This window comes from Gordonia soli NBRC 108243 (genome assembly GCF_000334455.1).
GTDB classification, from domain to species: domain Bacteria; phylum Actinomycetota; class Actinomycetes; order Mycobacteriales; family Mycobacteriaceae; genus Gordonia; species Gordonia soli.
The window spans coordinates 205,410-226,271 of the sequence record NZ_BANX01000011.1 but is presented as its reverse complement, the minus strand read 5'-3'; the positions used below and the strand labels follow the sequence as shown (position 1 = coordinate 226,271).

The 20,862-nt window shown below is 68.7% G+C and carries 20 protein-coding genes and 1 tRNA gene; 13 read left to right on the top strand and 8 right to left on the bottom strand.

The features are described from left to right. The first annotated feature begins 22 nt into the window (after nt 1-22). Nucleotides 23-1,105, top strand: coding sequence for a fused (3R)-hydroxyacyl-ACP dehydratase subunits HadA/HadB (locus GS4_RS08675; protein WP_007619637.1), 1,083 nt, complete (start codon nt 23-25; stop codon nt 1,103-1,105). A 105-nt stretch (nt 1,106-1,210) separates the two neighbouring features. On the opposite strand, the gene GS4_RS08670 is transcribed toward GS4_RS08675, so the two are convergent. Then, the gene (locus tag GS4_RS08670) at nt 1,211-2,185 is read right to left on the bottom strand and encodes a DMT family transporter (RefSeq protein WP_083862679.1); all 975 of its coding nucleotides are present in this window, start codon (nt 2,183-2,185) and stop codon (nt 1,211-1,213) included. Here GS4_RS08670 and GS4_RS08665 point away from each other — a divergent pair. The 6 genes from GS4_RS08665 (at nt 2,184) to rplA (ending at nt 6,833) form a co-directional block, all read left to right on the top strand. Continuing rightward, the gene (locus tag GS4_RS08665; protein ID WP_007619629.1) at nt 2,184-3,590 is read left to right on the top strand and encodes an aminotransferase-like domain-containing protein; all 1,407 of its coding nucleotides are present in this window, start codon (nt 2,184-2,186) and stop codon (nt 3,588-3,590) included. The two genes, GS4_RS08670 and GS4_RS08665, sit on opposite strands and share 2 nt — an antisense overlap. Before the next feature lie 331 nt (nt 3,591-3,921). Further along, nucleotides 3,922-3,994, top strand: a tRNA-Trp gene (locus tag GS4_RS08660). A gap of 38 nt (nt 3,995-4,032) precedes the next feature. Beyond that, nucleotides 4,033-4,482 (top strand): preprotein translocase subunit SecE, encoded by a 450-nt coding sequence (secE, locus tag GS4_RS08655; protein WP_007619628.1) that lies wholly within the window; start codon nt 4,033-4,035, stop codon nt 4,480-4,482. Between the two features lie 70 nt (nt 4,483-4,552). Further along, entirely contained in the window at nt 4,553-5,428 is an 876-nt protein-coding gene (nusG, locus tag GS4_RS08650; RefSeq protein ID WP_007619627.1) for a transcription termination/antitermination protein NusG, read from the top strand. Nucleotides 5,429-5,590: 162 nt separating this feature from the next. Continuing rightward, complete coding sequence (gene rplK, locus GS4_RS08645; protein WP_007619621.1) at nt 5,591-6,022, top strand: 50S ribosomal protein L11; 432 nt, start codon at nt 5,591-5,593, stop codon at nt 6,020-6,022. 94 nt (nt 6,023-6,116) lie between these two features. Next, on the top strand, nt 6,117-6,833 hold the full coding sequence (rplA, locus tag GS4_RS08640) for a 50S ribosomal protein L1 (protein ID WP_007619615.1): 717 nt from the start codon (nt 6,117-6,119) through the stop codon (nt 6,831-6,833). A 178-nt stretch (nt 6,834-7,011) separates the two neighbouring features. Here rplA and GS4_RS08635 read toward each other — a convergent pair whose 3' ends face one another. Further along, nucleotides 7,012-7,590 carry a TetR/AcrR family transcriptional regulator gene (locus GS4_RS08635; protein WP_007619610.1) on the bottom strand — a complete coding sequence of 193 codons (579 nt, stop codon included), beginning with the start codon at nt 7,588-7,590 and terminating at the stop codon, nt 7,012-7,014. A 77-nt stretch (nt 7,591-7,667) separates the two neighbouring features. Between GS4_RS08635 and GS4_RS08630 the strand changes: the two genes are divergently transcribed. The 4 genes from GS4_RS08630 to GS4_RS08615 all read left to right on the top strand — a co-directional run bounded on the left by GS4_RS08630 (nt 7,668) and on the right by GS4_RS08615 (nt 10,871). Beyond that, nucleotides 7,668-8,075, top strand: coding sequence for a VOC family protein (locus GS4_RS08630; protein WP_007619608.1), 408 nt, complete (start codon nt 7,668-7,670; stop codon nt 8,073-8,075). Nucleotides 8,076-8,122: 47 nt separating this feature from the next. Continuing rightward, a complete protein-coding gene (locus GS4_RS08625) occupies nt 8,123-8,971 on the top strand; it encodes a DUF2786 domain-containing protein (RefSeq protein ID WP_007619606.1) in 849 nt (282 codons plus the stop codon). A gap of 179 nt (nt 8,972-9,150) precedes the next feature. Beyond that, nucleotides 9,151-10,374 (top strand): MFS transporter, encoded by a 1,224-nt coding sequence (locus GS4_RS08620; RefSeq protein WP_007619604.1) that lies wholly within the window; start codon nt 9,151-9,153, stop codon nt 10,372-10,374. Then, nucleotides 10,371-10,871 carry a TIGR04338 family metallohydrolase gene (locus GS4_RS08615; protein WP_007619603.1) on the top strand — a complete coding sequence of 167 codons (501 nt, stop codon included), beginning with the start codon at nt 10,371-10,373 and terminating at the stop codon, nt 10,869-10,871. Before GS4_RS08620 ends, GS4_RS08615 begins: the two co-directional genes overlap by 4 nt. 202 nt (nt 10,872-11,073) lie before the next feature. Here the strand turns inward: GS4_RS08615 and GS4_RS08610 are convergent, their stop codons facing one another. The 6 genes from GS4_RS08610 to GS4_RS08585 form a co-directional block, all read right to left on the bottom strand. Then, nucleotides 11,074-12,240, bottom strand: coding sequence for a hypothetical protein (locus GS4_RS08610; protein ID WP_007619602.1), 1,167 nt, complete (start codon nt 12,238-12,240; stop codon nt 11,074-11,076). Nucleotides 12,241-12,286: 46 nt separating this feature from the next. Then, nucleotides 12,287-13,171 (bottom strand): hypothetical protein, encoded by an 885-nt coding sequence (locus tag GS4_RS08605; RefSeq protein WP_007619601.1) that lies wholly within the window; start codon nt 13,169-13,171, stop codon nt 12,287-12,289. After that, complete coding sequence (locus GS4_RS08600; RefSeq protein ID WP_007619599.1) at nt 13,168-14,157, bottom strand: hypothetical protein; 990 nt, start codon at nt 14,155-14,157, stop codon at nt 13,168-13,170. Before GS4_RS08600 ends, GS4_RS08605 begins: the two co-directional genes overlap by 4 nt. 232 nt (nt 14,158-14,389) lie before the next feature. Continuing rightward, on the bottom strand, nt 14,390-15,388 hold the full coding sequence (locus GS4_RS08595; protein ID WP_051989667.1) for a hypothetical protein: 999 nt from the start codon (nt 15,386-15,388) through the stop codon (nt 14,390-14,392). 486 nt (nt 15,389-15,874) lie between these two features. Beyond that, nucleotides 15,875-17,884, bottom strand: coding sequence for a CocE/NonD family hydrolase (locus tag GS4_RS08590; protein WP_007619594.1), 2,010 nt, complete (start codon nt 17,882-17,884; stop codon nt 15,875-15,877). A 156-nt stretch (nt 17,885-18,040) separates the two neighbouring features. Beyond that, nucleotides 18,041-19,264 carry a glycoside hydrolase family 76 protein gene (locus GS4_RS08585; protein ID WP_007619591.1) on the bottom strand — a complete coding sequence of 408 codons (1,224 nt, stop codon included), beginning with the start codon at nt 19,262-19,264 and terminating at the stop codon, nt 18,041-18,043. A 276-nt stretch (nt 19,265-19,540) separates the two neighbouring features. Here GS4_RS08585 and rplJ point away from each other — a divergent pair, with 276 nt between their 5' ends. Together rplJ and rplL are read left to right on the top strand one after the other, a co-directional pair. Then, on the top strand, nt 19,541-20,065 hold the full coding sequence (gene rplJ, locus GS4_RS08580; RefSeq protein ID WP_007619590.1) for a 50S ribosomal protein L10: 525 nt from the start codon (nt 19,541-19,543) through the stop codon (nt 20,063-20,065). 75 nt (nt 20,066-20,140) lie between these two features. Further along, the gene (gene rplL, locus GS4_RS08575) at nt 20,141-20,530 is read left to right on the top strand and encodes a 50S ribosomal protein L7/L12 (RefSeq protein ID WP_007619588.1); all 390 of its coding nucleotides are present in this window, start codon (nt 20,141-20,143) and stop codon (nt 20,528-20,530) included. Nucleotides 20,531-20,862 lie beyond the last annotated feature (332 nt).

Genomic DNA, 20,862 nt, shown 5'->3' with positions numbered 1-20,862 from the left:
AGCGAAGGAGCGGGAACCGAGCATGTCCGTCACCGAGTCCGAAGCCCAGCAGCGCCTCGATGCGCTGAAGAGCGGCGCGAAGCTGACGCCGGAAGAGATCGCGGCGCACACCCAGGAGATGGTGGGCTTCAACTACACCGTCGACGACTACTACGAGGTCGGCCGCGAAGAGGTCCGCAAGCACGCCCGCGCGGTGCAGGACGACCATCCGGTCCACTGGAACGAGGCGCGCGCCGCCGAGCTGGGTCACGACACCCTGATCGCCGCGCCGACCTTCGTCTCCGTCCTCGGCATCATCGCCCAGCGTCGTCTCTTCGAGGACGTCGTCACCGGCTACGACCTGTGGCAGATCATGCAGACCGATCAGCGGCTGGTCTTCCACCAGCCGATCAAGGTCGGCGACCGCCTCATCTGCGACGTCTCGCTCGATTCGTTCCGCCAGATGGCCGGTGCCGACGTGATGGTCACCAAGAACATCATCTGGAACCAGTACGACGAGCCGGTGATGACCACCTGGACGAGTCTGGTGGCCCGCGCCGCGGTCGAGGTCGATCCCGAGGTGCTCGACAAGCTCGAGCACGTGATGATGAAGGTCGATGCGGAGCCGGAACTCCCGCAGAACGTGCACGGCCCGTTCGAGCGCTACAGCAAGCCGGACCCTCAGGTCGAGCCCAAGCCGTACTCGGCCATCGCGTTCGACTCGCTGACCGTCGGTCAGGAGTTGCCGTCGATCACCAAGACGCTGACCCGGGGCAACCTGGTGAACTACGCGGGTGTGGCAGGCGATCCCAACCCGATCCACTTCTCCGACGAGGTGGCGAAGGTCATCGGCATGGAGACCTGCGTCGCCCACGGCATGCAGACGATGGGACTCGGTGCCAGCTTCATCAGTTCGTTCGTCGGTGACCCGGCGGCGATCTTCGAGTACAACGTGCGCTTCACCAGCCCGGTGTACGTGCCGGCCGAGGGCTACGCCGAGGTGGTCTTCACCGGCAAGGTCAAGTCCCTCGACCCGGAGACCAAGCGCGGCGTCATCACCATCATCGCCAAGCAGGGTGACCGCAAGATCTTCGGTCGCGCCCTCGCCCAGGTGCAGTTCAACTGAGTCGACGGGCGGTGCGGTCGGACTGACGGTGCAGTTCGACTGACGACTCCGACCACGAACGGCCGGTGGCTCGTGCCGCCGGCCGTTCGTCGTGTCGGCGTCGGGTCACCGAGGTCGAGCAGGCGAGCCGACCTGTGCGTCGGGCAGTGGTCGGGACGGTCGCGAAGCGCGGGTGCCGACACGGCTGCGGACCGTGAACGCGGTGGTGGCCACGACCGCGACTCCGCCCATGATTACCATAGCGCCGATCGTCTCCCCGAAGAACAGCACCGACCAGGCCACGGTGAGCACCGGCTGGACCAGTTGGACCTGGCCCACCGTGGAGAGCGGCCCGATGGCCAGTCCGCGATACCAGGCGAAGAATCCGAGGAACATGCTGACGGCGCAGAGGTAGCCGAATGCCGCCCATTGACCGCCGGTGGCATGGGGGAGCGAGCCGTCGAGCCGGATGCCGGTGACCGCCGCCATCACCGGCGATGCCAGCACCAGGGCCCAGCTGATGGTCTGCCACGAGCCGAGCGTGCGTGCGAGTACCCCGCCCTGGGCGTAGCCGAGTGCGGCCAGCACGACCGCGCCGAGCAGGTAGAGATCGGACACCGACACACCGCTCGGTGATCCTGCGACCAGCAGGACGAAACCCACCGTGACCACCGCGCCGATGACAGCGCCGCACCAGAAGCGTGAGCTGGGACGCTCACGGGCGAGGAGGACCGCCCCTACGGCGGTGGCAGCGGGCAGCAGCCCGATGACCACCGCGGCGTGCGGGGACCCGGTGTCGCGCATGGCGAGCGAGGTGAGCACCGGGAATCCGACGACCACCCCGGCGGCGACGAGGGCCAGCCGTGGCCACTCTCGGGCGATCGGAAGGCGGGCACGTCCCACCGCGAGCGCGATCACCGCCAGCAACGCGGCCACGACGGCGCGTCCACAGCCCACGACGAAGGGGTCGAGACCGGCGACCGCGACGCGGGTCAGCGGGACCGTGAACGAGAAGGCGGTGACCCCGACCAGTCCCCACCCGAGTCCTCGCGGCGATATCACCGGAGCATCGTGCGCGATAGCGCTATCATTGCTACTCATGTCTGACGATAGCAGTGGCCGAATCGCCGCGCATCTGCGTGCGCTGGCCGAGCAGCGTCCGGCCGGGACCCGACTGCCGTCGACGCGCGCGATCGCCGCGGAGTTTGGTGCGGGACCGGTGACCGTCCAGCGCGCACTCGCCGTGTTGGTCGCTGAAGGTGTCGTCGAGACCCGTTCGGGGCAAGGGACTTTCGTTCGCGCACGGCGCAACCGCGCGGACCGCGCCGACGTCGCCTGGCAGACCACCGCCCTGGGCGCCGACCGCTCCGGCCCGACGCCGACCGGTTCGATCCTGCGTCAGGTCCCGCACGACACCATCGCCATGCACAGCGGATACCCCGATCCGTCGCTGATGCCGGTGGCAGAGGTGCGCGCTGCCGTCACCCGTGCCGCGCGGCGCGACGACGTCCACCTCCGTCCCGCCGCGGCCGGCCTACCCGATCTGCGGCGATGGTTCGTCGACGAACTGGGTGCCGACGGCTGGCACGACACGGATGCGGTCATCGCAGCGGGCGGACAGGCCGCCCTGTCGGCGACGTTCCGGGCGCTCGCGGCCCCCGGTCAGTCCGTCGTGATGGAGTCGCCGACGTACTGGGGTGCCATCGCGGCCGCGCGACAGGCGGGACTCACCGTGGTCCCGGTCGGTCGGCGCGCCGGGGCGCCCGACCCCGACGACCTCGACGCCGCACTCGCCGCGAGTGGCGCCCGGATGCTGTATGTGCAGCCCACGCATGCCAATCCGACCGGCGACGTGTGGACCCCTGCGCAGCGTGAGGCGGTGCTGGAGGTGGCCGTCGCGCATCGCGCATTCGTGGTCGAGGACGACTGGGCGCACGACTTCGCGCTGGAGGCCACACCGCCACCGATGGCCGCGTCCGATCGTGACGGGCACGTCGTCTACATCAGGTCGCTCACCAAGAGCATGTCCGTGGCGGTGCGCGTGGCAGCGGTGTTGGCTCGTGGGCCGGCCCGCGCACGCATCGATGCCGCGCTGTCGCTCTCCGACCTCTACGTGTCGCCGCTGCTGCAGGTCGCCGCTCTCGACATCGTCACCCGCCCGGCGTGGCGGACCCACCTGCTGCGGCTGCGGCGCGAGCTCCGCATCCGTCGGGATCGGCTGCTCGACGAGGTCGCGACCGTGCCCGAGTTGACCGTCGGACGGCCGCCGACCGGCGGGCTCAACCTCTGGGTACGTCTGCCCGACCTGATCGACGGGTCGCCGACCGACCCCGACGCGGTCGCAGCGCGATGTCTCGCCGCAGGATTGTCGCTGTCACCGGGGTCGGAGTGGTTCCCGGCCGAGCAGACGGGGCCGTTCGTGCGCCTGAACTACGCCGCGTCGGCACCGGATCGCTACGGCGAGGCGGTGGCGATCCTGGCAGCGGCGCTGTCTACCGGCCGGTGACGGAGTACTCGATCGGCCGGGTGTTCCGGCGGGGGCCGATCAGCCGAGAGTCCCAGCGGACTCGATCAGCCGGGCGTCCCGGCGGCGGCCGGTAGGATCGACCCACGAGCTCTCCGACGGGCGAGTTGGAGTTCGGGTACGCCGGTGTTCTACACTGAAGTGTCTGAGGTTGACTTAGACTTGCGCGCCGCCCATAGGGTGGCGCGTTGGTTGTGTCAGGGCGAAGTGGGATCGGGATGCGCAAGCGTTGCGATCGGCCGGCTGGTCCAGCGGTCGCACGGCGCGATGACAGGAGTCGGCTGATGACGAGTGGTCGGGTTCCCGGCCACAAAGGGGCGTAGCTCAACTGGCAGAGCAGCGGTCTCCAAAACCGCAGGTTGCAGGTTCAAGTCCTGTCGCCCCTGCCCTGGTGAGGGCACACGTTGACGAGAGGATCTCGAAGGTGAGCAAGCGAGACCGGGCCGCCCGCGCGAAGGAAGCAGCGGGAACGTCTGCAGCCGATTCGGCGCAGGACGCTCTGGACGACACCACCTCCGACGCTGCGGACGACGCATCGTCGGATGAGGTTCGTCCCTCCGGTAAGCGCTCGGGTCGAGGTCGTCGTGCGTCGGCGGGCACCCTCAGCACCGATGGCGATGCGGACACCGGTTCCGCCGTCGCCGTCAAGGACCGCAAGAAGAAGGCACCTGCACAGGAGACACGGAATCCGTTCGTTCGGATCTGGGTGTTCTTGCAGCAGGTCGTCGCCGAACTGAAGAAGGTCATCTGGCCGACGCGCCGCGAGATGATCACCTACACGATCGTCGTGCTGGTCTTCGTGATCATCATGACCGCATTCATCTCCGGCCTCGACCTCGCCTTCGCCAAGGGAGTCCTCTGGCTGTTCGGCTGACGTCCGTGTCAACGGGCGCGAGCGGGACGACTCGGAGGATCGACCAAACCGAAAGGGAGCGTGGGCTGCAGTGAGCACCCCCGATAACGAGTTCGACGACGCCACCGAGGCCGACGCCTCGGCGGTCGAGGCTGCCGACAGTGCGGTCGAGACCGCCGACGATGTCTCGGCAGCAGTCGACGAGGCCGACGACGCCGACACCGGCAGCGAGGCCGAGGGGGACGCCACCGCAGACTCCGACGAGGCCGCCGCGGATTCCGACCCCGACACCGCGGACGATGCGGGCGCGGCTGCCGCCGACGCTCCTGTCGAGGAGACCGACGAGGACCCGGTCGAGAAGCTGCGCAAGGAACTGCGGCGCGCGCCGGGCGACTGGTACGTGATCCACAGTTACGCCGGGTACGAGAACAAGGTGAAGGCCAACCTCGAGACCCGTGTCCAGAACCTGGACGTCGGCGACTACATCTTCCAGGTCGAGGTCCCGACCGAAGAGGTCACCGAGATCAAGAACGGTCAGCCCAAGAAGGTCAACCGCAAGGTGCTGCCGGGCTACATCCTCGTGCGCATGGACCTCAACGACGAGTCGTGGGGCGCGGTCCGCAACACCCCGGGTGTCACCGGGTTCGTCGGACTCACGTCCCGTCCGTCTCCGCTGTCGCTCGACGAGGTGCTCAAGTTCCTCGCCCCGCGCGTGGAGGCCAAGAAGCCGGCTGCGGCCAAGGCCGGTGCCGAGGGCGTCGAGGCTGCGGCTGCCGCAGCGACCGCGGTGATCGAGGTCGACTTCGAGGTCGGCGAGTCGGTGACCGTCATGGACGGACCGTTCGCGACCCTGCCCGCGTCGATCAGCGAGGTCAACGCCGAGCAGCGCAAGGTGAAGGTCCTCGTGTCGATCTTCGGTCGCGAGACGCCGGTCGAACTCGGCTTCAATCAGGTCGAGAAGATATGACCGGCGCGCAGCGCCGCTCCTGTCTTCCCCGACCTCTGAATGTGACGGTCGAGAAGATCTAGGTCCACGAGGCCTCGCTCCTCGAGTCGAGGGGCACACAACAAGAGACTTCCGCGTCTCCAGCGGGCGCGGAACAGCAGGTAACAATCCAAGGAACCAGAGATGCCTCCCAAGAAGAAGAAGCTCGCCGGGATCATCAAGCTCCAGATCCAGGCAGGCCAGGCGAACCCGGCCCCGCCCGTGGGTCCGGCGCTTGGTCAGCACGGCGTGAACATCATGGAGTTCTGCAAGGCGTACAACGCCGCGACCGAGCAGCAGCGCGGCAATGTCATCCCGGTGGAGATCTTCGTCTACGAAGATCGCTCCTTCGACTTCAAGTTGAAGACCCCGCCGGCCGCCAAGCTCCTCCTGAAGGCCGCCGGGATCGCCAAGGGCTCCGGCGAGCCGCACACCAACAAGGTCGGCAAGGTCACCCAGGATCAGGTCCGGGAGATCGCCAAGACCAAGCAGGAAGATCTGAACGCCGTCGACATCGACCAGGCCGCCAAGATCATCGCCGGCACCGCCCGGTCCATGGGGATCACCGTCGAGTGATCTGTCGGGGTACGCCCCGTCACCCCCGCGTGGGAGGGCCGAGCTCGGCCCACGAACCACCAACCCGTAACAGCTGCGGAGAAGGAACAGAGCAATGAGCAAGAAGAGCAAGGCGTACGTCGCCGCCGCCGAGAAGGTGGACAAGTCCAAGCTCTACAGCCCGCTGGAGGCTGCAAAGCTGGCGCAGGAGACCGCGTCGAAGAACACCGACTCGACCGTCGAGGTCGCCATCCGCCTGGGTGTCGATCCCCGCAAGGCCGACCAGATGGTCCGTGGCACCGTCAACCTGCCGCACGGCACTGGTAAGACCGCCCGCGTCATCGTGTTCGCCGGTGGCGACAAGGCCGCCGAGGCCACCGCCGCGGGCGCCGACGAGGTCGGCACCGAGGACCTGATCGAGAAGATCCAGGGCGGCTGGCTGGAGTTCGACGCCGCGATCGCCACCCCGGACCAGATGGCCAAGGTCGGCCGCATCGCCCGCGTCCTCGGACCGCGCGGCCTGATGCCGAACCCGAAGACCGGCACCGTGACCACCGATGTCACCAAGGCGGTCAACGACATCAAGGGCGGCAAGATCAACTTCCGCGTGGACAAGGCAGCCAACCTGCACTTCGTCATCGGCAAGGCCTCGTTCGACGCCGCTCAGCTGGCCGAGAACTACGGCGCCGCCTACGACGAGATCCAGCGCGCGAAGCCGTCCGCCGCGAAGGGCCGCTACGTCAAGAAGGTCACCGTCTCCACCACCACCGGCCCGGGCATCCCGGTCGACCCGGCGGTCACCCGGAACTTCGCGGAGGAGCCGACTGCCTGAGTGGCACGACGCATGACCGCGAACGGTTCGATCTGAACAGTTCACGATGAAGGACCCGGCATCCGTGCCGGGTCCTTCATCGTATCCGGGGCCGGGTCTGCCTGCCGACTGCTGAGATCAGCCCCGTGAGGCCGCACCGAGGGAACATTCCCCTCGGTGGGTGCTGTCGGGGCTGATCTCAGTCGCGGACGGCGGCGTCGACGAGCCGGTCCAGGGCGCGGTGCGCCTGATCCCGTGCGTCGGGTGAGTCGGACTGGGCGATCCAGAGGGCTGCCTCGTTCATGGCGCCGGAGAGGTGTGCGGCCAGGGCGTCGACGATGCCGTCGTCCACTCCGGCGGCTGCGAGTGCCTCGCGTAGGTGCACCACGGAGTTCTCCGCGTCGAGCCGCCGCCACTCCTGCCAACCGATCACCGCGGGGGCGTCGACGAGGAGGACGCGCAGTGGCGCCGGGGCGGTGATGGCGTCGAGAAATCCGTGGCAACCGGCGCGCAGCTGGTCGGTCGGGTCGTCGCCGACCGCCGTCGCTGCGTCGACCACCTGATCGGCGATCGACGACTGCAAGTCTGCGGCGACGGCCGCGAACAGCCCTGCCTTGCTGCGGTAATGGTGGTACACCGCCCCGCGCGTCACCCCTGCCCCCGCGGCGACGTCGTCGAGTGACACGTCGGCGAACCCGCGGTCGGCGAAGAGACCGGTCGCGGTCTCCAGCACATGGCGTGCGGTCGCGGCGGCAGCGGCTGCGGTGGCTCGGGGCACGAGAACACTTCCTTTACGTACGTCGCGTATGTATAGTCACCGGCGATACATACTCATCGTACGTAAAGGAGAGTCCGATGTCCGTCACCAGCTTCTATCCCGTGCTCATGTCGTCCGACGTCGCCGCTGCGGCCAGGTTCTATCGAGATCTGCTCGGCTTCGAGGTGACCTTCGGGACGGACTGGTACGTGAGCCTCCGACTCGGTGCGTTCGAGCTGGCGCTCGTCGACCACGGGCATCCGACCATCCCTGACGGCTTCCGGGCGACTCCCCGAGGTGTGATCGTGAACCTGGAGGTCGAGGATGTCGATGCGGTGCACGAGCGCCTCACCGGGCCGGGCGGGTTGACGCCGACGCTCGCGTTGCGGGACGAGGACTTCGGGCAACGCCACTTCATCGTCGAGGCGCCCGACGGCGTGCTGCTCGACGTCATCACGCCGATCGCACCCAGCGCCGAATTCATCGCGGCGTTCGCCGACGCCTAGCAACTCGGCGCCGGGAACCGATACGGACCCTCCGTAGTCTTATCTTCATGCGCGACGACAAGCTGCTCACCCGCATCGCGGGTCTGCTGCGGCAGGCCGAGAACACCGACAACCCGCATGAGGCAGAGACATTCATGCAGGCGGCGCAGCGGCTCGCCACCGCCTCGTCGATCGACCTGGCGGTCGCCCGGTCACATGATCCGACTGCCAGGGCGCGGGTGACGCCGATCTCGCGGCAGATCGCGATCGGGGAGGCCGGTAAACGTGGTCTCAAGACCTATGTGCAGCTGTTCGTGGCGATCGCCCGCGCCAACGATGTGACGGTCGATGTCGCGGGCAATTCGACCTTCGTGTTGGCGTACGGATTCGACGGCGACATCGACACCTGCGAGGCGCTGTACACGTCGTTGATCGTGCAGATGGTCGCGGCGAGTGACGCATATCTCCGGTCTGGTGCGTACAAGTCGGAGGAGTCGGCGCGGGTGGTCACGCGGGGTACGGGCTGGCGTGCACGACGTGTGGTGGAGCGAAAGCAGTTGTCGCCCATCACCGCGCGGCTCAACTTCCAGTCGGCGTTCGCGGAGCGGATCGGGGCCCGTCTCGCGCAAGCCCGGGAGGAGGCGCGCGCGCAGGCCCTTGCCGACGACCAGGCCGCCGATCCGGCCGAGGATGCACGCCGCTCGTCGTCGACGGCGGCGATCGCGTTGCGCGACAAAGAACTCGAGGTCTCGGACTTCTATCGCACGGAGTCGACTGCGCGGGGGACCTGGCGTCCGAGCAATGCGTCGGCCGGCTACTCGGAGGGTGCCCGGCGAGCCGGGGACCGCGCGGGGCGGCGGGCGAAGATCGGTGCCGACCGTGAGTTCGGCGGCGCCCGCGGGGCGTTGGAGGGCTGACCGCGAGCACCTTCGTGCCGTCGCGAAGTCGCCGTCGCGAGGCCGGCGGCCCCGTTCGCCGAGGGGGCGCGGGACGGGCATACGATCGCGATGATGCTTCACGATGCCCACGCGAACGCGCTCCCCGGTGCCACGGTCGACAGCTCGACGGCGTCGACCGCTCGGCATCGCAGCCGACGATGACCATCCCGGATCCGCCGGCCGACCGCGCGGTCCGTGGGACTCCTGGCTACCGACGGATCACCCGGGCGCTGTTCGTCGCGGGTCTGACGACCTTCGCAGCGATGTATGGCACGCAGGCATTGCTGCCCGAGCTCTCGGACGACTTCGGTGTGTCCCCGGCGGTGTCGGCGATGTCGGTGTCACTGACCACCGGGATGATCGCGGTCGCGATCATCCCGCTCGCGGTGATCTCGGAGCGGGTCGGACGGACCCGGGTGATCGTGTGGTCGTCGATCGTCTTCACACTGATCGGCCTGCTGCTCCCGATCAGCCCCGACCTCACGACGCTGCTCATCGGTCGAGCCGTCCAGGGCGTCGCGCTCGCGGGTGTGCCGGCGGTCGCGATGGCGTATCTCGCCGACGAGATCGATCCGCGTGCGCTGGGCGAGGCGATGGGCCGCTATGTGGCGGGGACGACGCTCGGTGGTCTGCTCGGCCGGATCCTGCCCGCGATCGTCCTGGATTTCTCCGGATGGCGTTGGGCGTTGGCGGCTCTTGCCGTGGTTACGGCCCTGCTGACCGGCTACCTCGTGGTCCGGTTGCCGTCGTCGGCGCACTTCGTCGCACATCCGATGTCGGTGCGCCTGGCGATGACCAATCTGGCCGGGCACCTTCGGGATTGGCGTCTGACCTGTCTGTTCGGCTCGGCGTTCGTCCTGATGGGTGGGTTCGTCTCCGCGTACAACTACCTCGGCTACCGACTCCTCGCCGAACCCTTCGACCTCAGCGAGGCGGTGGTCGGCGCGGTGTTCCTGCTCTACCTCGCGGGAACGTTCAGCGCGGCTGCGGCGGGTCGATGGGCCGACCGGTGGGGGAGGGCGCCGGTGATGGCGGCGTCGATCGGCGTCGCGGTGGTTGGACTCGCGGTCACGGCCACGGACTCCCTGGTCGCGGTGATCGTCGGGATGGGTTTGTTCACGGCCGGGTTCTTCGGGGCCCATTCGGTGGCGAGCGGATGGGTGGGGGTCATCGCCACCGACCATCGGGCCGAGGCGGCGTCGATGTATCTCTTCGCCTACTACCTCGGCAGTTCCGTGCTCGGCGCGCTCGGCGGCACCGTGTACCTGGCGGCCGGCTGGACCGGGCTGGTGGCCTACGTCGCGGCCGGGCTCCTGGTCGCGGCGCTCCTGGTGACCGGATTGGCGGTGGCCGGCCGTCGGCGCGAGGTCGGTGGGCCATGAGTCCGCGGGACACCCACCGCGCGAAGCTCTACGAGGCGGAGCGGATGGTGCTGTCGCTGGTCGACCGCGCATCGTCTGCGGCCCATACCGTGCAGTTGGCCGGGACCGAGCTGACGCTGCCCGTCGAGGCGCGCTTCGCGTCGCTGGAGTCGGTCGACGCCTACGTGCACCGGGTGCTGGCGATGCCGACGGTGCAGGCGTCGTCGCCGCGTGCCGCGATGCCGGTCCGGGTGCGCGAGCGGCGTGGTGATCGGTCGGCGCATTACTCCCGGTCGGCTGCGGGCGGGGAGATAGCGGTACCCACCTCGGTCGACGGTCGCTGGGCACTGCGTGAGCTGGTGATACTGCACGAGATCGCGCACCACCTGGACGATTCCGGCGACGCCGCCCACGGTGCCGCATTCGCCCACCGGCTCATCGACCTGGTCGGTGCCGTGCTCGGTCCGGAGATGCAGTTCGTCTACCGGGTGATCTTCGGGGACAGTGACGTCATCTGACGGCATCCGGACATGGGCCTTTCCGTCGACCGTGCGCTCCAACGCGTCGACCGTGCGCTCCGAACCATCGATCGTGCACTGCTCATCGCCGGGGCCACCGAAGAAAGCAGACCGCGAAGCCCGATCAACGGACCGGCGTGCACGATCAACGGGTCAGGGTGCACGGTCGGCGTTTTCGAGCGCACGGTCGACGGAGTACGACTCAGCCGAAGTGGTTCAACCGGCCAGGTCGGGAGAGTGATGCCGTGGTGATCCGCTTGCCCTTGGCCGACGCGATGATCTGACCCTGCCATGCCACGAGACAGGCGGCCTGCGGCGACTGGTAGATGCGGGTGAGCACCGGAGCCAGCGCCTTGGCGAGATTGCCCTCGGCGGCGAGGAACTGTGCGCGGTAGGGGCCGTAGAACGGCAGGATCGCCTCCAGGACAACCGCACTCGCCGCCGACGCACGTTCGACGATGGGGTTGATCCAGCGGACGTTGGCGTTGAGTACCGGCTCGATCTCGGCGAGCACCGGCCCGATGAGTTGCATCAGCGGCTGGTAGACCGAGCCCAGCGCGAACGCCTCCGAGGAGAACGAACCGGCGGCCGGGGCGAGCACGATCACTGATGCGAGTCCGCCGGAACGTTCCGGCTTCGGCCAGCCGAGCGGGCACCGCGGCTGGTCGGCGATGGGAGCGGTGGACAGACCGCCGAGGGAGTTGCCGCCGTCGATGGCGGTCGAGCCACCCGGTGTCGCGCCGACGCCGGGAGCCGCGCCGTTGCCGATGCTCGTCGAACCGCCAGGTGCTGCACCGGCCGCCCCGCCGAGCGGGACGGAAGCACCTGGTGCACCACCGAGCGGGATGGACGCGGCCGGAGCCGGGCCACCGGCCGCCGGAGCGCCTGGAGAGGGCGCCGCGGCCGCCGCGCCCGGAGCGAGTCCGGGAACGGCGATCGACGGCGCCCCCTGGACCTGGGCGGCAGGACTCGTCGACACCAGGTACTGCTGCGACGGTCCGGCCGCGTACCAGGCGGAGATGAAGAGGGCGATCAGGATGACCAGTGCCGCCGATGTGCGGACCGCCGGGATGGCTGCTCGCGGACCCCGACGCGTGACCCCGACTCCCGCCTGCGTCGCGGAGACGTCGAAGCGGTCGGTGGCCGCGTCGTCGACATACGGTTCGCGTGCGGCGGTAGCGGTCGTGTCGGCGGCGGATACCGCTGAGTCGGAGTCCGCGTCCTCGACCGCGATCTCGGTGGTGTCGGTCTCGGACGGTCCAGGTCGTTCTGCGGAGCCGCTGACGTCGACGGCTGCGTCATCGTCAGACACGTTCTCGCCGAATGCATCCGAGTCGGTGCGGTCAGTGTCCTGCTCGTGGTCGCTCATCGGACTGCACCTCTCCGAGGGTTCGCGGGCGTGCTGCGCGTCGTGGTCATCGGGTCCCCGACGTCGGTGTCGGATCGACCGGAGTGGTGGCGACCGGGGCGGTGTCGGACGGGGCAGTGTCCTCCGGTCGGTAATCGCCCTCGAGATGCCAGACCCCGGTGAACCCGTTGAACGGACCGCCGACGATCGAACTGGTCCAGGAGAGGGTGTAGGACTTGCCGTCCTCCGCGAGCGTGCCGGTGGCCGCCGGTCCGGTACCCGACACCACGTCGTCCTGCTGGAGCCACTCCTTACGTACCCAATCCCACGCACGCTTGGCCTCGGCTGACCCGGGAACCTGCGCCCCGACCTTCGCCGGCGCCTTCGGGGCACCCTGGTTGAACTCCTGGTTGTTCCAGGACGCGGCCCACGAGACGAGCTGTCCCGACAGTGTGCCGTCCGAGTTGCTGACCGTCGGTGCGGCGACCTTGTGGCCGGTCTGCGGATCGACCGGATTGGTGGATGTCCCGAACTCGACGCCGAAGAAGCGGGTCGGCTTCATGATCGAACCCGACAGCGAATTACCTTCACGGAAACCGGGTTTCGGCTCGGACTGGTACCCGCCCAGCCGGAGCCCTCCTTCGCTGCCGGGCTGCAGGAGGGTCACCGATCCACCCTCGACCGGGGAGTCGCCGTTGGGCATGAAGGGCCCCTTGTCGGCGGTGCCGCCCGGCTGCACCATCTTGAACCACGAGCCGGTGAGTGTGCCGTCGGTGAACTGGCCGGGGCTCAACGCGAGCAGCCCGGTGAGCTCGCCATCGGCGACCGACGAGTCCGTCGAACATCCCGCGACGACCGCGATTGCAGAGGTGCACGCCAGCAGCAGACCCGCCGCTCGACGGAGCGGATGTGTGGCCGGTCCTCTGAACGGGGACGTGGTCGATGATGTCATGGGAGAGAGGCCTTTCGGGTGGACCGCGAGCCGGAGTCGACCGCCCGGGTGGTCGGGGACGGACGTGCCGCGGCGAGTCCGAACAGCAGGGCGACGGCCCCGCCGCCGACCAGGAACCAGGGGAACGCGGCGAAAGCGCCGACGCCGACTGCGCGGGTTGAGTCGTCCAGATCGCGAACGCCGTCGTAGTTCGTGACGTTGTCGTTGAGGGTGCCGATGAGCGCTGCGAAGTCCGAGGACATCGGCTGCCAGCCGGTGCGCAGGGTGTCGATGGCGGCGACGTCGCCACGATCCGCGCGCGCTCCCGCGGTGGTGACGTCGTCGCGATAGCTGCTGTCGATCGACCCGACCGCCCCGACCAGCACGACGAAGTAACCCTGGACGTCGCGGACCTTTTCGGTGGTCATCAGCGTCGAGAAGCGCGCCAGCAGGGGCGATCCCGCGTCGACAGCAGTGGTCATCCCGGTCGCGAAGGGCACCGCGATGAGCGCTGCGGCCGCGACGCCCGCACCGACGCCCAGCCACCGCACCGAGCGGCCGCGCCTGCGTCGACGAAGGCCCCATGCACCGGCTCCGATCAGGACGAGACCGAACCCGACCGGGATGAACGGCAGCACGTCGACCGGCTGCAGTCCGTCGAGCTGCGTGAAATCGCCACGTGCCGAGTCGATCTGGTCGAGCATGGCGGACATGTCGGCCCGGATGGCGGGATACCGGTCGACGAAGTCGCGGATCTGCGGGTATCTGTCCGCGTCCACTGCGCCGACTCGATCGATCGCGACGATCGCACCGCGCGCCGACTCGACCTGGTCGAGTTGACCGCGGAGGTCGGCGATCTTCTCCGGCGCAAGGTACGGGCGGAAGTCATCGAGCATCACGGTGGCCTGCGCGGCGGGATAGAAGAAGCCGCCGGCGATCGGCGCGATCACCAGGATCGCGCCGACGACGATCAGGCCGATGAGCGGCCATCGTGGAGCGCAGGACACGTGGCAGGACGCACGGTCGTCGGTGAGTTCCGGTACCTGTCCGGACGCCCCTGTACCTGATGGCCCGCTGCTTGATGTCCCCACGCCTGCTGCACCGACACCGCTTGCATCGACGCCCGATTCCCCGCCGGCAACCGTGTTCGGATACCTCGGCAACCCTCCCGAACCCGCTGTCGCGGAGGTCGAACCGTCGGGACCGGACGTCGATCGCACCTCACCCTCGGCGCGATCGTCAGCCGGCATCGGCGGACTTCCCCCGTCGGCGGAAGAGCCGGTCGGCGTTGGTCAGCAATCCCGCGGCGACGGCCGTGATGACCACCAGCACGGGCAGCAACCAGCGCGGCTGGCCACTGTCGGCGGGAACCTGCAAGGACTGCACCGTCGTCTGCGGGGTGCCTGCCGCCTCGGCCGGGACAGTGCGTGCGTCGCCCGCACCTGGCGCCTGGTTCGTAGCTGCGCCGGGAGCGGCCGGATTCGGCTGCGCCGCACCAGGGGCGACCCCGGCTGCGCCGGCAGGATTCTGGCCGGGCGGGTTCTGGGCGGCGGGCGCCTGGCCTGCCGCTGCCGAACCACCGGTCAGGCCGCTGCCGCGATAGGTGCCCGCCAGGTGCCACAGCCCGGTGAAGTTGTTGAACGGACCGCCGACGATCTGGCTGGTCCACTCGATCACGAATGCGCCGGTCGACCGGTTGATGGTGCCGCGGACCGACGTCGTCTTGCCGGGCAGCCCGCCCCCGGGTTTCGGAGCGCCCTGGTTGAACACCTGTCGGTTCCAGGTGACACCGAAGGCGCTGAGATCACCCGACAGCGAGGTGCCGTCGACGTAGAGCTGAGGTCGGGCGGTTCCCCGTCCGGTCTGCGGATCGGTCGGGTTGGTGGCGGTCGCGAAGCCGACGCCGTAGAACTTCACCGGTCGCGTGACGCTGCCCGAGATCGCGTTGCCCGAGCCGTCGAAAGCCGACGCGGGTTGCGGCTGGTAGCTGCCACTGAGCAGTCCGCCGGAGGTGCCCGCCGACAGCGGGGTGACGGTCTTGTCGCTGCATGACGAATCGCTGTTGGACAGGAACGGTCCGCTGGTGGTACCCGCGGGGAGGATCATCCGGAAGAACGAGCCGGTCACCGAACCACTTGCACACACACCGTTCTGGATCGCGAACGATCCCTGTAGTGCTGTCGGTGCGGCATACGCCGACTGCGCCATCGCCAGTCCTGGCGCGGCCACCGCAGCCATCGCCAGCGCGGCGACGACCAGACGGGGCGACCTCCGACCTCTCGAACGCACCCCGACAGATCTGACCCCACGCACCACGACAACACCCTCCCTGAGCGAACCCCGACCCCGTCCCGTCGATGGCAACGGGTCGATGCGCTGACGCTAACCAGATCGAACGCTCAGGGAACCCTTAGGAGCACCGTGGGTGAAACATGTTCGCCTCACGCGACGTACCGCGCGTATCGCGGGTCACAGGGGACCCGACTCGGACATCGCGACGAACGACGGTGCCGGTGACGATCGGCTACCTGGCCGATGTGTCGCCTCGATCGTGCGCTGCGACGCGTCGATCGTGCGCTGCTGCTCGTTGCCGTGGCCCCCGACAGCGACAGGCTCGGTGCACGGTCGACGGATCAGCCTGCACGGTCGACGATTTGGCGCGCACGGCCGACGATTTGGCGCGCACGGTCGACAAGCTGATGTGCACGGTCGACGACGAGCGATCTACCAGCTGCCGCTCGAGAGGAACGTCAGATGACTCGGGTGGGCGGGGTCGAGGACCAGGCGTTGCCGACGCCCGCGAGCCTTGACGAGGTCGGGGACCACGGTCAGATAGCGCGGAAAACTGTTGGCGTAGACGTCGACCCGGAGTCGGTGCCCCGGCTCGAGGATGGCGTCGGTCGGCACCAGGTCGACGTCGATGCGTACCGGGATGTCCGACGGCACCGGCATCTTCCGCTTGCGCGTGAGATGGTGATGCGCCTGCAGCAGGCTGCCGTCCTCGGCGTAGAGCGAACGCGCCTCGTCCAGTGCGCGGTTGGAGACGGTGAGCGCACCGTTGGTCAGCACGCGGGACGAGCCGTCCGGAGCGACGTCGTTAACCGTCACCGCCCAGATGCCCTCGTGCGCCGTGGTGGCCACGTTCAGGCGGAGGTTCATCGCACCGCTGATCGCTGTCGCCTCGCCGACGGCCTCACTGGTGAACGACAGCGCGCCGCGTTCCTGGAACCGGGCGTCGGTGGTGAACGTGCGGCCGAAGACCATCGCGGCCCCGGCACTCACCTGTGTCATGTCGCGGGACATCGCCCCGCGCAGGTCGGGCCGGACGCCCAGCGAGACGAGATCGTCACCGGGTGTGCGGCGCAGCGATCCATCGTGGGTGGCGTGCTCCGCGGTACCCGACGACGTGTCGCTCAGGTACAGGCGTTTGAGTGTGACGCCCGCACGCGGGAACGATGCGCCCGAGGTCCAGGCGCCACCCTGCTGCAGCATGGTGACCGGCCCATAATCCTCGATGCCGTTGTGGTCGTCCTTGAGCCAGCGGTCGAACCATGCGCGCTCGAGGACATCCAGCCGCGGTGGCGCGAACTTGCCGCCGAACCCCGAACCGACGTCGATGTGATAGCCGTCGCCGACGATCATCTGCTTGCGACCCGGCGCCATCCGCAGACGCTGGTAGACGCCGGTCGCACTGCCGCCGAACAGGTCGTGCCACGCACCGACGGCGAAGACGGGCGCGGTGATCTGGTCCACCTTGGGATCGCGCTCGTCGAAGTACGGATCGTCGAAGATGCGGTCGTCGCGCGCGGTCAGGAAACCCCAGAGCAACGAGGTCAGCTCGGTGGCGGGGGAGCGCAGGCGATCGTTCATCCAGCGGAGGGTGTCGCCGCGGACCAGATCGCGGATGGCGTTGGCCGGGTTGGGAACCCACTTCAACAAGTTCACCGCCGACAACCAGGTGGGGATGAACGCCGACGGGAGGCCGCCGGTGATGTAGATGTCGCGGACGATGTCCTCGCACCCCTCGACGGCGAAGACCGCCTTGAGCGCGGCGGGCCGCTTGTCGGCGGCCTGCAGCGAGTTGATCGCCGAGTACGACCAGCCGACCATGCCGACCGAGCCGTCACACCAGTCCTGTTCGGCCACCCAGTCGATGATCTCCACCGAGTCCTGCTGCTCACGCGCGCCGAGGATCTGCCATTTGCCCTGGCTCGCACCGGTACCGCGGACATCGACGATCACCTGGGCGTATCCGCTGCGCACCAGGTTGCGGTTGATGCCGAACACGTCGAAGACCCCGCCGGCGAGCGTCTTGGTGAGGGTGGTCAGACCCTCCAACGATGTCCCGGTGGCGTCGACCGCGCCGGAAGCCGCTCGGAGTGCCTTGCCGACGACCGGCGCATGCAGCGCGTGGTCGAGACCGTCGATGACGGCGCGGTTGTAGGGGTTCACGTTCACGATGGCCGGGAACGGCGTCGCGACGGTCTGGCCGAATCGGTTGGCCGGCCGGATCACCGTGGCACGCAGTCGGACCCCGTCACTCGTGGTGATGGTGACGTCCCGGTCGATCGAGACCCGTGGATACGCGAGTGCACCGTCGACGGATTCGCGCCATCGGATCGCGTCGGCACCACCGGTGGGATCGCCGAGCGGGAGTGCTCCCGTCGAGAGATCACGGACCGTGCCCCGGGTGACCCGCGTGGCGGAGTCGGCGGAGTCCAACTGGTACGTCATGGTGCTCGCCCCTGCCTGGAGTGCGCCCCTCCCCGAGGAGATCGGCCCTGGTGGGCCGACCACGCACTCCGTCGTGTGGTGTGTGCGACACCGCTGCGGACCGGTTATCGACCCTCCGGACTGTGGTCCACATCACTGCCGTCGGACGAGCGTAACTCAGCTCCGATCTCGGTTCGGCGTCCAGGGGGCCTCGTTTCGGTCATGCTCCGGTAACCGCAGGTCGACGGCGGCGGCGGCTTCCAGGGCCATCCACGCCGAGAGCTGCACCGACAGGTCGCGCTCCGGGATCGCCGACGAGTGGACGGCCCCGCCGACGAATGTCGCGGAACTTCCCTCACCAGCGGGAACGCGAGCCGGCTGGGACCAATCGGCGCCGAACAGTGGGCCGTCGTCGGTCTGGGCGCGGTTGGCCCACACCGCCTCGGCCGACGCGGTGACGACGGCCGCGGCGCGATGTCGGATCGAGTCACCGTCGGGCACCCCGTCGGGGAGGTCGGTGGCGACCAGGGCCAGATAGCGTGCGAGGACACCGGCGAACAGGCCGCCGTCGCCGCCGCCCGCCCCGCGGATCACACCGCCGGGCGCCTCGTGCTGCTCCACCGCGCCGAGCAGGCGGTCGATCCGTTCGAGGTGCCGGAGGTCGCCGGTTGCGCGCAGGCATTCGAGTTCGGTGCCGAGCACCACGCCCTGGCAGTACGTGTAGATGTCGGTGACCCGCTCGACCCCGCCCTGACCGCCGGCGCCACCGGGTTTGACGCCGTCGATCACGAGATGCGACTCCGGGTCGATCAGGGTGGCATCGATCCAGTCGGCCATCGCCACCGCGCGTTCGGTGTGTCCGGTGCGGGCGACGAGGATCGCCGCCGGACCGTTGGCCGGCGCGTTGAAGAAGAGGTCCATCGTCCGCCACGGGATGCCACCGCCGAGGTGGGGCACCCAGGAGTCGAGCATCTTGCCGGTCAGCGCGCGCTGGGCCCGCGGGTGTCGGAGATCGAGATGGCGGTCGGCCCGCTCGATCGCCAGTCCCAGCCACGCCATGTCGTCGTAGTAGTTGTTGGTCCACCGCCCGAGGTTGCGGATGCGGATGCTGCGGATCAGGCGATTGACCACGTCGGCGGTCGCGTCGTCGTACGAGCGATCATCGTCGGCCCTGTGGATCGCGGCATCGACGAGCAGGTCGACCAGATGGGCGTGCCACCAGTAGTGCCAGAGCCCGAATCGGCTGCGCAGCGGCCCCTTCGGCCACGCTACGGATGCGATGCGGGTACCGGGGCTGCCGAGGAGCCGGTGGAGGTGTCGGTCGGTGACGGCTGCGGCCGCGGCTGCGGCACGGTCGTTCGGGCTGGTCGGGACAGGCGTCGATTTGGATGCGTTCCCCATGGTCCGGTAGCCTAATTCGCGATGTGACACACGGTGGTGACACCGTGGTTCGTATCGGTTCAACCGAAGACCGTTGGTCACCGGGAGTCCTCCCGGTCGAAAGACGACAGGAGTCGTCGGCCCACGCAGGATGAACGAGGAGTGTTCCGCACCGTCATGGTGCGTCCAATCACGCCCCGTGCACCTGCGTGCCGGGGCGTTCGTCGTCTCCGGGTCCCGTGGCCCTCGCTCCAAGGTTGAACTCGACCAACTCGAGGAGAAGAGAGGAGGCGAAGTATGGCAAATTCCGAAAAGGTCGCCGCAGTCGCGGAGATCGCCGAGCAGTTCAAGGGCTCGTCGGCAGCGGTCGTCACGGAATACCGTGGACTGTCCGTCAGTCAGATCACCGATCTGCGTCGTTCACTCGGCGAAGGCGCAACCTACTCCGTCGCCAAGAACACCCTGGTGAAGCGTGCCGCAGCTGATGCGGGCGTGGAAGGGCTCGACGAGCTGTTCAGCGGCCCGACCGCCATCGCCTTCATCGAAGGTGAGCCGGTCGTTGCCGCGAAGGCGATCAAGAACTTCGCCAAGGACAACAAGGCTCTCGTCATCAAGGGCGGCTACATGGACGGCCGTGCGCTGTCGGTGGCCGAGATCGAACAGATCGCCGACCTTGAGACGCGTGAGGTCCTGTTGGCCAAGCTCGCCGGTGCCATGAAGGGCAACCTGGCAAAGGCCGCCGGTCTGTTCAACCAGCCGGCATCGCAGGTCGCGCGTCTCGCCGCGGCCCTGCAGGAGAAGAAGTCCGAAGCCGGCGAATGATCGCCACCCACACCTGATCCCCACGCGGGAGAAGAACACCACCCCGTCGAGGGGACCTACAGGAAGGACGCCACCATGGCGAAGCTCAGCGCTGACGAGCTCATCGATCAGTTCAAGGAACTGACCCTGCTGGAGCTCAGCGATTTCGTGAAGAAGTTCGAAGAGGTCTTCGAGGTCACCGCGGCCGCTCCGGTCGCCGTCGCCGCTGCCGGTGCTCCGGCTGCCGGCGGTGCCGAGGCCGCTGCCGAGCAGGACGAGTTCGACGTCGTGCTCGAGTCGGCCGGCGACAAGAAGATCCAGGTCATCAAGGTCGTCCGCGAGGTCGTCTCGGGCCTGGGCCTGAAGGAGGCCAAGGACCTCGTCGAGGGTGCGCCCAAGGCGCTCCTGGAGAAGGTCGACAAGGAGGCCGCCGAGGCCGCCAAGACCAAGCTCGAAGAGGCAGGCGCCAAGGTCTCGCTCAAGTGAGACCCTGACGAAGCCGTCCCGATCGCATGATCGGGGACTTCTGACCGACGACCCGTGGGCATCCGTGCCCACGGGTCGTCGGCGTCTGTGGCGTCGCGGTGTCCGTGGCGTCGCGGTGTCGGCGCGGCAGCCCGGCGACCGCCCGACGGTCCGGGTGCTGTGCCTTCGCGGCCATCAGAGGGCATGCCGCCCGACAGTCGCGGGATGCGGGCTCTCCCGCGTCGGCACACGCGGCCTGGAGGGCCAGCCACAGAGTCTCCTACGGTGCGCCGACACCGGTCCCGAAGGGCGCCCGAGGTCCATCCACTGAGATCTCCGGGGAGCCGGCAATG

Coding starts and splice junctions, on each gene's coding strand:
- GS4_RS08585 (WP_007619591.1), bottom strand. CDS start 19,264: ATGGGGAACGCATCCAAATCGACGCCTGTCCCGACCAGCCCGAACGAC.
- GS4_RS08605 (WP_007619601.1), bottom strand. CDS start 13,171: ATGACATCATCGACCACGTCCCCGTTCAGAGGACCGGCCACACATCCG.
- rplL (WP_007619588.1), top strand. CDS start 20,141: ATGGCGAAGCTCAGCGCTGACGAGCTCATCGATCAGTTCAAGGAACTG.
- GS4_RS08595 (WP_051989667.1), bottom strand. CDS start 15,388: ATGGCTGCGGTGGCCGCGCCAGGACTGGCGATGGCGCAGTCGGCGTAT.
- GS4_RS08615 (WP_007619603.1), top strand. CDS start 10,371: ATGAGTCCGCGGGACACCCACCGCGCGAAGCTCTACGAGGCGGAGCGG.
- rplK (WP_007619621.1), top strand. CDS start 5,591: ATGCCTCCCAAGAAGAAGAAGCTCGCCGGGATCATCAAGCTCCAGATC.
- GS4_RS08670 (WP_083862679.1), bottom strand. CDS start 2,185: ATGAGTAGCAATGATAGCGCTATCGCGCACGATGCTCCGGTGATATCG.
- GS4_RS08620 (WP_007619604.1), top strand. CDS start 9,151: ATGACCATCCCGGATCCGCCGGCCGACCGCGCGGTCCGTGGGACTCCT.
- GS4_RS08675 (WP_007619637.1), top strand. CDS start 23: ATGTCCGTCACCGAGTCCGAAGCCCAGCAGCGCCTCGATGCGCTGAAG.
- rplJ (WP_007619590.1), top strand. CDS start 19,541: ATGGCAAATTCCGAAAAGGTCGCCGCAGTCGCGGAGATCGCCGAGCAG.
- GS4_RS08590 (WP_007619594.1), bottom strand. CDS start 17,884: ATGACGTACCAGTTGGACTCCGCCGACTCCGCCACGCGGGTCACCCGG.
- GS4_RS08630 (WP_007619608.1), top strand. CDS start 7,668: ATGTCCGTCACCAGCTTCTATCCCGTGCTCATGTCGTCCGACGTCGCC.
- GS4_RS08665 (WP_007619629.1), top strand. CDS start 2,184: ATGTCTGACGATAGCAGTGGCCGAATCGCCGCGCATCTGCGTGCGCTG.
- GS4_RS08625 (WP_007619606.1), top strand. CDS start 8,123: ATGCGCGACGACAAGCTGCTCACCCGCATCGCGGGTCTGCTGCGGCAG.
- GS4_RS08610 (WP_007619602.1), bottom strand. CDS start 12,240: ATGAGCGACCACGAGCAGGACACTGACCGCACCGACTCGGATGCATTC.
- rplA (WP_007619615.1), top strand. CDS start 6,117: ATGAGCAAGAAGAGCAAGGCGTACGTCGCCGCCGCCGAGAAGGTGGAC.